Origin of the sequence: Chthonomonas sp., from assembly GCF_035294505.1 — a bacterium.
Lineage (GTDB): Bacteria > Armatimonadota > Chthonomonadetes > Chthonomonadales > Chthonomonadaceae > Chthonomonas.
Map to the genome: position 1 here is coordinate 17580 of NZ_DATGKU010000081.1, position 9627 is coordinate 27206.

The 9627-nt window shown below is 54.0% G+C and carries 8 protein-coding genes; 1 reads left to right on the top strand and 7 read right to left on the bottom strand.

What is annotated here, in order from left to right; all coding sequences use genetic code 11:
* Window positions 1-53: 53 nt before the first annotated feature.
* The 3 genes from VKV18_RS04470 to VKV18_RS04480 all read right to left on the bottom strand — a co-directional run bounded on the left by VKV18_RS04470 (window position 54) and on the right by VKV18_RS04480 (window position 4795).
* Entirely contained in the window at window positions 54-1760 is a 1707-nt protein-coding gene (locus VKV18_RS04470) for a hypothetical protein (protein WP_324203025.1), read from the bottom strand.
* A gap of 142 nt (window positions 1761-1902) precedes the next feature.
* Window positions 1903-3750, bottom strand: a complete 1848-nt coding sequence (locus VKV18_RS04475) for a transketolase (RefSeq protein ID WP_324203026.1) — start codon at window positions 3748-3750, stop codon at window positions 1903-1905.
* A 319-nt stretch (window positions 3751-4069) separates the two neighbouring features.
* On the bottom strand, window positions 4070-4795 hold the full coding sequence (locus VKV18_RS04480; protein WP_324203027.1) for a DUF1559 domain-containing protein: 726 nt from the start codon (window positions 4793-4795) through the stop codon (window positions 4070-4072).
* Between the two features lie 339 nt (window positions 4796-5134).
* On the opposite strand from VKV18_RS04480, the gene VKV18_RS04485 reads away from it, so the two are divergent.
* Window positions 5135-5692 carry a biotin transporter BioY gene (locus VKV18_RS04485; protein ID WP_324203028.1) on the top strand — a complete coding sequence of 186 codons (558 nt, stop codon included), beginning with the start codon at window positions 5135-5137 and terminating at the stop codon, window positions 5690-5692.
* Here VKV18_RS04485 and VKV18_RS04490 read toward each other — a convergent pair.
* The 4 genes from VKV18_RS04490 to VKV18_RS04505 form a co-directional block, all read right to left on the bottom strand.
* On the bottom strand, window positions 5689-6060 hold the full coding sequence (locus VKV18_RS04490; protein ID WP_324203029.1) for a hypothetical protein: 372 nt from the start codon (window positions 6058-6060) through the stop codon (window positions 5689-5691). The two genes, VKV18_RS04485 and VKV18_RS04490, sit on opposite strands and share 4 nt — an antisense overlap.
* Window positions 6053-6580 carry a flagellar export chaperone FliS gene (fliS, locus tag VKV18_RS04495; protein ID WP_324203030.1) on the bottom strand — a complete coding sequence of 176 codons (528 nt, stop codon included), beginning with the start codon at window positions 6578-6580 and terminating at the stop codon, window positions 6053-6055. Before fliS ends, VKV18_RS04490 begins: the two co-directional genes overlap by 8 nt.
* Window positions 6581-6689: 109 nt before the next feature.
* A complete protein-coding gene (fliD, locus tag VKV18_RS04500) occupies window positions 6690-9059 on the bottom strand; it encodes a flagellar filament capping protein FliD (RefSeq protein ID WP_324203031.1) in 2370 nt (789 codons plus the stop codon).
* Between the two features lie 248 nt (window positions 9060-9307).
* The coding region (locus VKV18_RS04505) for a flagellin (protein WP_324203032.1) at window positions 9308-9627 on the bottom strand (320 nt) is incomplete at its 5' end.

Below are 9627 nucleotides of genomic sequence, written 5' to 3' on the forward strand. Positions count from 1 at the left end.
CCATCCCTATAGGTAAAATCTGCCGTTTCGTGGACGCGATCTATGTCATACGTCTAGCCCCAGGCCGCCTTGGCAAACGCTTCGAGATCGTCGAAGCGTTGCTGCCACGTTGTGTACATAACCCCTGCAACGCCAGCTATCCCACGAGCATCGCTTAGCCAGTCCCGAATCGATTCGGGAGGGCCATCGTAGTAACCGGCCAATATCTGCTTGAACCCCCTATCACTAAACCACCTGAGGCTCTGCTTGTCATGGTCATGGTTCCAGTTGACGATTATCATCTGTTCCGGTAGCCCATCCCAAGAGTGCGCTAGAGAGCCGTTGACCAGATAGTAGTCGGCTACCGCATTATGGTAGGGGTCGAACATGTCAGACCAGACGCACTGCTCTGCCTGTGGGCTAATGACACGCGCCATTTCGGCGCATCTCCGAATGTTGTCGGCCAGAAGCTGTCCTGGGGTTTTATGAGTCGCCTGACACAGCTGACACCAGTTTGCAACTCGCATCTCATCGTGCGAGAAAAAGAAACCGTCGGGGTGAAAATAGCGTTGAATAAGCTCCAACTGATGTCTCAACAACGTATACACTTTGGGAGCCGTCAGACAACACGATACCTCCCACCCATAGATCGGCACAGGATGATAGAAACTTACACGGAGCTTCTCCCCATTCGATATTCGGCTCTGACGGGTAAGTCGAATGCTGGGCGGCTTGTGCTGGATATCGTAGTCGCCTGGGGACTTCATCAGAAAAGGATCGGAAACCGGTTCAAAGTCTGCCCCTTCCCGATAAAGCTGCCCGTTCTCCCCGCGCACCTCTAGGGGACACCCTTCTCGCCGTAGAACGTTCAGCAGCCCTACGTCCTCTAACCGTGCATCGTTAAACCATAGTTTTCCTCCACGGCCTCCCCAAACTCCCAAATAGACGTTGATCTGCCGATTCTGAAGGGTATTAAAAACCACGGAGTATTGGCGCCAATCTTGGTTGGGTGCAAAGTCCCACTGCATGTAGGTAAGCGCTTTACCATCGGCGCCCAAAACGACGCTTCCTACCAGATCGCCTCCCTGAAAATCCGCCGTTTTCGCCCACACGGAAAGGCGCATCTGCCGCCAAGGGGCCACCGAAACGATTTGCATAACGCGCGCGTTGCGCCGTTTCGACTCCTCGATGCGCAGGGAAGGAAGCCCGTTGCGTTCCACTGCCGTGTCGGTAAAGGTGGAATCCCCGGGGTTATCCTGAAAAGACCACCCCACCAAAGTATTTCCATTGGCCTCTTTAAAGTCCCCATTTGTCAGAGACGCCTTCGCAAAAGGCACCAAAACGGCTTCCCGTCCCTGAACCCTGTAGGTCGCCTCCTTCACCGGCAGCCCCTCGGCTAAATTGGGGTCATTTACCAAAAGCTCATTGGAATAGCCGATCGGGCAGACGGTGGTGTAGACTTTTAGCCCAAGCTGTTTTGCCGCCTGCAGCACAGCCTGAGCGTTCTGAAAATAGACCGGTAACACTCTATCCAAGAAGCCGAACTTGTAGTCCGATAAAACGATGCCGTTATATCCGGCCGCGGCCGCGCGTTGCAGAATCCCTTTTAGCCGAGCGACCTCCGCCTCCACTTGCAGATTGCACTGGATATAGACCCACCGATAGGCGAGTGTTCGCCTCGGTGCCGCCGCAGAGCTTAAAGCGATGTGGGCGCCTAAAAGCCCCGCAGAGGATAGCCCTAGCATCTCCCTTCGCGTGCAGGCACGATGTTGCTTTTTCATTCATCTAGACCTCCTCTCTTCTTACATCCGTACAAGACACCATTTGCGGGCTATTTATTTTTTGAGAGGTGGTTTTCCTGCACAAAAAACGATATGGGCAGCCGCATGCGGCTGCCCTCCTAAGCAGAACGGTATATGCTATTTACCGCACGAGCGAGCGCACGGCCTCCGCAATGAAAGGTGCGCTAATACCGGCAGCATCGAGTAGTTCCTGTGGTTTACCCGATCCCGGCATTTCTGTGACGGCAAGCCGCCTCATTTTCGGGCAAGCCACATCGGGGGCGCTAAACACATCGAGCACCGCATCGCCCAAACCACCCTGTGGCCAATGGTCTTCGGCCACCACAATACGGTTCTGGCATTCGGCAGCGGCCTGTCGGAGGGTAGTTGCATCAATCGGCTTCACGGAATAGAGGTCAATAACGCGCACTGTGAGGCCTTCCGCTTTCAGAATCTCGTAGGCCTTGAGCGCCTCATGCAGGGTAATTCCGGCCCCTATCACGCAGGCCACATCGTTGGAGGAAGCACGCAACACCTTACAACCACCGATGGGAAAACTTTCGTTTGGGCCGTAGATCACCGGCGTTTTCTCTCTGGTAGTGCGCATATAGTTAATGCCTGCACGTGTGGCCATTTGTGCGGTAAGGTGTGCGGCCGTTACGGCACACGACGGGTAGAGCACGGTGCTGCCGCAGATAGCCCGCATCATGGCGAGGTCCTCCAAAGCCATCTGTGACGGCCCATCTTCGCCGATGGAGACTCCTGCATGAGACCCCACAAGGTTGATGTTGGCCCGCGATATGGCGGCCATCCGAATCTGATCGTAGGCGCGCGTGAAGAAGGCGGCAAAGGTGGAGGCAAATGGCACTTTCTTCATGACCTGCAGCCCCACGGCGGCGCTTACCAGTTGCTGCTCGGCGATATACACCTCAAAGAAGCGGTCGGGATACTCCTTCATAAACTTCTCGGAGAATGTCGAGTTCCCCACCTCACCGTCCAAAGCCACTACGGTCGGTTTGGCCGCTCCAAGCGCCTTAAGGGCATCGCCATAGGCCTCTCGTGTGGCCACTAGGCTTCCTAATTCGTAATGGGGGGGTTGGAAAGGCTTCGGATCGCCTAAATGGGCAGGCTCACCCGCCCGATGACCTTGTACTTGGACGCGAATATCCCCTTTCGGATTGCCCAGTTCGGCAAGCGCTTTTTCGGCATCAGCTGCCGACAGCGCTCTACCATGCCAGCCCTCCTTATCGGCCAAAAAGGAGACCCCCGCTCCTTTCAAGGTCTTTGCGATGATCATCGTCGGCCTATCGGCACTCTCCGCCTCACTGTAGGCTCTGTGAATGGCCTCGACATCGTGCCCATCTACCAGAACGGCATGCCACCCGAAGGCCCGAACCCGCTCGGCATACACCTCACCGTGCCACTGCAGCATAGTGGGACCGCGCTGCCCCAGCCGGTTCATATCTAGAATGGCGATAATATTATTTAGCTGATAGTGACTTCCGATCTGCAAGGCTTCGTAGTTGCTGCCTTCCGCCATTTCGCTATCTCCAAGCAGCACCCACACTTTCAAGGGCAACTTGTCGAGATATTTGGCACTGAAGGCGATGCCCACAGCTGCCGGTAGGCCTTGCCCTAGCGAGCCGGTGGCCACATCCACATAGGGCAAGAGGGGAACCGGATGTCCCTCAAGACGGCTTCCGAACTTGCGCAGGCTCATTAGCTCTTCATCCGTAATAGCACCGGCCGCTTTAAACATGGCATACAGCAACGGCGCGGCGTGCCCCTTGCTGAAGATAAGTCGGTCATTTCGTAAATTGTGTGGGTCGTTGAAATCGTAGTGAAGATGGTCGGCTAGAAGCACCGCCATAAGGTCGGCCGCCGACATCGAGGAGGTGGGGTGACCAGAACCTGCTGCCGTAGTGCAACGAATGCTGTCGGCGCGTAGTTGGGTTGCCAAAGCACGCCACTGCTCCGGTGAATGGGTCATTTTCTAACAAGTCTCCTTTCTCTCACAGGGGGAAGATTTTCGTGTTGGAACGAGTGCTCTTACCTCTCTTCCATTGTACCTTCTTCTCGCGCTTCCTAAGACCTTCGCGCCTTGAACCGCCCTCTCTGTTTGCCTTTGTTTGATTTTCACACAATTAAAAACAGAAGAAATACAGAATCTAGCCGCAAATTTATTGTTATTATACACAAAGATACACGACACGACAAATGTTTAGCCCCATTAAGCCATAAAAAGTTCCTCTCCTAAGCTTAGGAGAGGAACTTAATAAGGTCACTAGCAACAAATGGGATCGGTCTTCCTACGGCACATTACAGTTCGGGTCTACCACCGGGCGTTCGCGACAGTCCTTCCAGCCTGAGGGACGTGCATAGCTCACGATAGCGTTTTGTGGCATAAACTTCGCATGCCCATCGGCATAGAGAACGTTCGGCCCCCCATGAGGTTGAACCCATGGGTTATAGTTTAACCAGCGCAGACGCGACATGCCGTCATTATGGTTTGCTTCCGGCCCACCATTGTCCCAGTCGTTGTAGATGCCGCTGGCAAAGCCCTCCACCACCATGGATATCTGAGCAACGCCTGCTGGAGCTGCGGTTAAGGCCGCGATCTTGCTAAAGCCATAATTGGCATTTTGAAGATACTCGCTGAACATGTAGCTCAAGCCCTTCGTCCCATACCAACGATTGGCCGTATTTTGACTAGGGCACTGCAGCAGTTGTACATTTTTAATGTAGGGTTGAATAGGGGTATAGAAAACCGAATCCCAGCCCCCACCAGGCGAACCAGGCCAAGCCTGCCACGGCCAGCACGTGGGGCATGAACCAAACGGTACACTGGGCAGCGTTTCATCGTAGTCCTGTGCGTACATCAGAAACGCCAATCCTATCTGCTTCTCGTTGCTTAAGCAGCTGTTCGTTCGAGCCGATTCACGTGCTCTAGCGAAGACGGGAAATAGAATCGCTGCGAGTATCGCTATGATCGCGATGACGACAAGCAGCTCAATGAGAGTAAAACCTTTTCTCACTTCTTGCTCCTTTCTCTACGATTTTTGCAGCTCTTTCTTTTGAGTGTGCATGGTGCCTAGAAATCCAGAACTTCTGAAATAAGCCGTTTGTTCTAGATATCTCAGGCACACAATTATTATATCAAAAACACTTCTAATTGTCAAATAAATGGTGGCATCATGCTACCCAAACAAAGTATTTCAAGTAAAATTTCGTGTATTAGGTAATGACCTATTTGAGTGCCGATAGAGATACCGAAAGACCGTCCTATCTACTTCGATTCGACCACGGCTTTAGGGTATGCTACATTCATCGAGCTTTCATGGCCTAACAACTCTACAATCGCAAGGAGAGATTAGATGTATCGAGAGACCACGCTGAGTTTCCCAAAACAGCTTTCCTGGACGAGCTTGCGCTCGTGGAAAGGGGCGCTTCTGTTTACTGCGCTCACCGCTTTTGGAGCGCATCTCGCCATACATATTCCACCAACACCGGTGCCCATCACGCTGCAGGTGTTTGCAGTTCTGCTCTCCGGGCTTATTCTGGGTGCACGCTGGGGATTCGTAGCTCAAGCGCAGTATGTGGCTCTGGGGGCCTGCGGAGTGCCGATCTTCGCATTCGGCAACGCGGGATTAAGCGGGCCTTCCGCCGGCTACCTATTGGCCTTTCCCCTGGCTGCATGGCTGATCGGTTGGCTTACTCAAAAGAGGGAATGTAGCGGACTACAACAGCTTGCCGCCTGCGGATTGGGGATAGCCGTTATCTACGGCCTTGGATGTACCTGGCTAGCCCTCTATGCGCATCTTTCGGCTCAAAAAGCGTTTCTTGCCGGGGCCGCCTGGTTTCTGCCCTTCGATGCTGCCAAGGCCGGCCTTGCCGTGGCGCTAAGTCGCCTGTGGCGTGCTGCAGGCGACTAAAGTTCGCCTTTTAGTCTTCCAACAGGGCGGTTGGCCAACCGCCCTGCTCGAACCACAGCCGCCAATCTACGCCCACGTCGCAACTTCTGCAGACGTTTTTGAAGCCGACGCATCTCCTCCTCCACACGTTCCGCACTGGAATCGAGCAATAGGCATGTCTCCGTCACAAGACGCAGGGTTGCCGCGTTATCGGCGAGTTGCCCTTCCATCCGGCACCGTTCGAGCAGTGCGGGCAACTCCGCGGCAAGCGCTCCTAATGCGCTGAACTCGTTGCGCGCAACGGCCTGTTGTATCCGTTGTGCGAGAAGATGCATGCGTTGTAAAGCGGTAGAGACCTCTGGCAGGTTCGCATCGGCTTCTTCAAACATGGCGATCTCCTAAGCGTGTTGCTTCTGGAAGGCTCTCCGCCGTCTGCAACACGGTCTGTTCCAGCAGCTTCTGAGCCGCCTCCGCCCAAGCATCGTGCAAACTCTGTAGCATATCCCGAACCAGTTGAACCCCCTCTTGCTTATCGTAAAGGTTGGCCAACACAAGCTGTTCGAGCATATAGAGATAGATGCGACGTAGATTCACCGCAAGTTCGCCTCCTGCCTCTTGGTTCAAAGACCCTATCAGCTCCCCGATAATCTCCTGCGCTTTCACTAAGTTCGCATGTTGTGCGGTGAGATTCTTCTGGGCCATAGCCTCAAGGGCTTGATCGCAAAAACGGATGGCGCCCTCATAAAGCAGGAGAACGAGTTGGGCCGGGCTGGCCGTCTCAATTTGCGTTTTTCTATAGCGATGGTTGCGGTTTTTTAAGCTTGCGTGAGGTGTAGAACTGCCTTGAGTCTTTGCACTTGGAGTGGCTAGTAGCAGATTTTGCGATGCGTCTGACCTTCTCGAATTCATGGCAGACGTTACTTCCCCTTCAAAATAGTTTCATAGCGAAATCGGTATGCGTTTTAAACGAGTGCTCGCAGAGGGCCTAAGGCCCTCCGCGCCTGAGCACAAAAGACACTTAGCCACCTGTGCTGCCGCTGCTCCCCGAAGAAGACGAACTCGAAGAGGAAGAGGACGGCAGTAAGCTGGCCCCGAACATGGCAAGTCCAGCACTTGATGCCCTTAAGTTAGAAACGACCTGTTCCATATTCGTAAACTCCTGAAGCCACATCTGTTCCTGAATGGCGATATTGGCTTCAATATCGTTAATGGCCTGCTGATCGTCCTGATATTGCGTCTGCATCTGATTGACGGCAAGGGTAAGCGCACCGGTAATGGGATCGGTCTGGGTGTTAAGAAAGTTCTTCAACATATCTGCCACACCGCTCGTAAAACTGACCGTTCCATAGGTGCCGGGTTGTGTGGCCGTCACACGCACCTCCAACCCCACCGCGCGTCCCTGGCCAACTCCATTGGTTCCTTGCTGGGTATCGGTGAGAAACTGGCCGTGGCCCGTGGCTACCTCCCCGTTAATGGTTCCCGCCACATCCTGGCCACTCACCTGTTGAATCGTTGTGCCGATTCCGGTCGAGCTTGCCGAAGCTGGGGCGGAGGAGACCACATCGAAAGTGGCCTGGCTTCCATACTGCTTTGATGTGAGCTGCAGACGCCCTTGAGAATCCAGAGAAGCCGAGACCACCGCGCTGATGACCGGGTCAGAATTGATTTGGTTTACCACATCACTTGCCGTGCTTCCCGCATGGAGCGTAATACTCGGCCCTGTCAATGTTCCCGAGGTCATCGCGGGCGTGCCGAATAAGGGGCCTCCAAAGGTAAGGGTCTCATCGGTTGCAAGAGGCTGAGTTTGAGGCGAAGCCACTGTAAGCTGCGCCTGTGTGGCCGGTTGGGTGATGACGATCGCATAACCTTGAGGAGGGCTAGGCTGTGTGTTAGGTCCGGAAGTCACGAACTGCACATTGGGATCGGTTGCCGAGCCAGAGGACTGAAACAGCTGCGCCACCCCCTGCAAGTTAGTAGAAAGCGCTTGGCTAAGAGCATTTTGGTCAATGTTGAGATGGCCTGTCTGATCGAGTGTGATACCTATCTGCGAAAGAAGGCTTAAACTCGAAGGTAAGCCCGGCACCTGCCCAGTAACCATTTCGGTTAGTGTGTTCTTCAAGCTCTCGATGGTCGAGTCGCCGAAAAGGATGCCCGTCTGACCTGTGTTCGGGTCGTACTGCGACTGCTGATCGATCATATCAATCGTGCTGTTGAAGGCCTGCACGAAGTTTTGAATGTCATTTTGGATCGTGCTCGTATCGCTAGATATGGTAATTGTTGCCGTTGCAGGCCCAGAAGAGCTGCTGGAAGCCTGCAGCAGATTGATTGTCACCCCAGAGATCGCATCGGAAAACGAGTTGGTGGGTCGCGTGGCGGCGATGCCATCTAAGGTAAAGCTGGCATCCTGGGCCTGTGCAAGCTCTCTGCCTTGCGCCAGATTCACTTGGTAGATGCCCAAATCGGCCAGCACATTGTTGCTATCCACGAAACCGGTAGCGCCGGCGATCTGAAGTTGCTGCTTCGCCTGACCGGTATAGGGGTCGGTTACATTTTGCACCGATGCTGCATTTGTGCCAAGCGCTGCGTTGATCGCCGAAGCGATTTGGCTCAACGACTGACTGAGGTCAATATGCACCGTTTGAAAACTGCCGTTATTTAGCTGTATCTGTACGTCGCCGGCAGGCGCGCTTGAAAGACCTTCCAAAGTGTAGATTGGGGTGACACTATCTGTAAATAGATCGGAGCCTGCGCCGCCTCCGCTGGAGGAGAGCGGGTGACGAATGCGACCGCCCGTCCCCGCGATGCCGAGTTGCTGCAACAGATTGCCGTTGCCCACATCGGCGATGCTGATCTGAGCTGCCAACCCGGTATTCACACTGGCGATCGTTAGATAGTACTGCCCCTGCGATGGGGAAATAATGGCCGCACGAACGCCGGCCTGCGCCGAATTGATATTTGTTGCCAACGATTGCAGACTATCCGCAGCACTTACATTGATAGCCTTGCCGTTGATCAATAGCTGTCCACTGAAGCCAAGAGGAGCGGTTTGGCTGGTCTGTGGAGCGGTGCTGATCATTTCAGCTTGTGCCAGTGCATTTACCGTAATGGTATGCGTTCCCGCCTGCGCACCCGGCTGCGCAGTTGCCGTAACCACATTCTGGTTGCTCGAACTCACCGTCATTGCACGAAACGTGCTGTAGGTATCCAGGTTGAGAGCTGCCGTCTGCAGGGTAAGCAGCTGTGCGCTCAGAGCGTTGTAGGCGGCCTGACGCGCCTGTATCTGCTGCATATCCTGCTGATAGATCGTCTCCGGCTGACGGGCAATGGTGGCCATCTCTTGGATGATCTGATTCGTATCAATGCCCGTGCTTAAACCGGAAAAGCTCACCAACCCAGCCCCCGGAATGCTTACACTATTGCTTCCAGCGGTTCCTGTATTCGATAGATTAGAGGAATTGCTGGAACTTGAGGAGGCCGTGTTGGAGGAACTACTAGAACTGCTCGGCGAGTTGCTCGAACTGCTTGAATTTACCGGATTGACCATTTTTCCCACTCCTTACATCCACGTTTCCTAGCCAAAATGATGTAGAAAGGAGAGACGGATTTATGTCCGTCTCTCCAATAGCTCGTTCCAGACTACTGCAGGAGCTTGAGCAGTAACTGCGGAGCGGTATTAGCTTGTGCCAACATCGCCGTTGCCGACTGCTCGATAATCTGGTTCTTCGTTAGGTTCACTACCTCCTGAGCCACATTCGTATCCCGTATCTGGCTCTCCGAAGCCGAGAGGTTCTGTACCCCTATCCCCAGATAGTTCACCGTCGCCTGCAACGTCTGTGACTGCAACGCTCCCAAGTTCGCACGTAACTGCGATACCTGAGAGATCGCCTCGTCCACTATCCGTATCGCGTTCTCTGCTCCTTGACCCGTCGTCACATCTATGTTCGACAAGTTGTAGC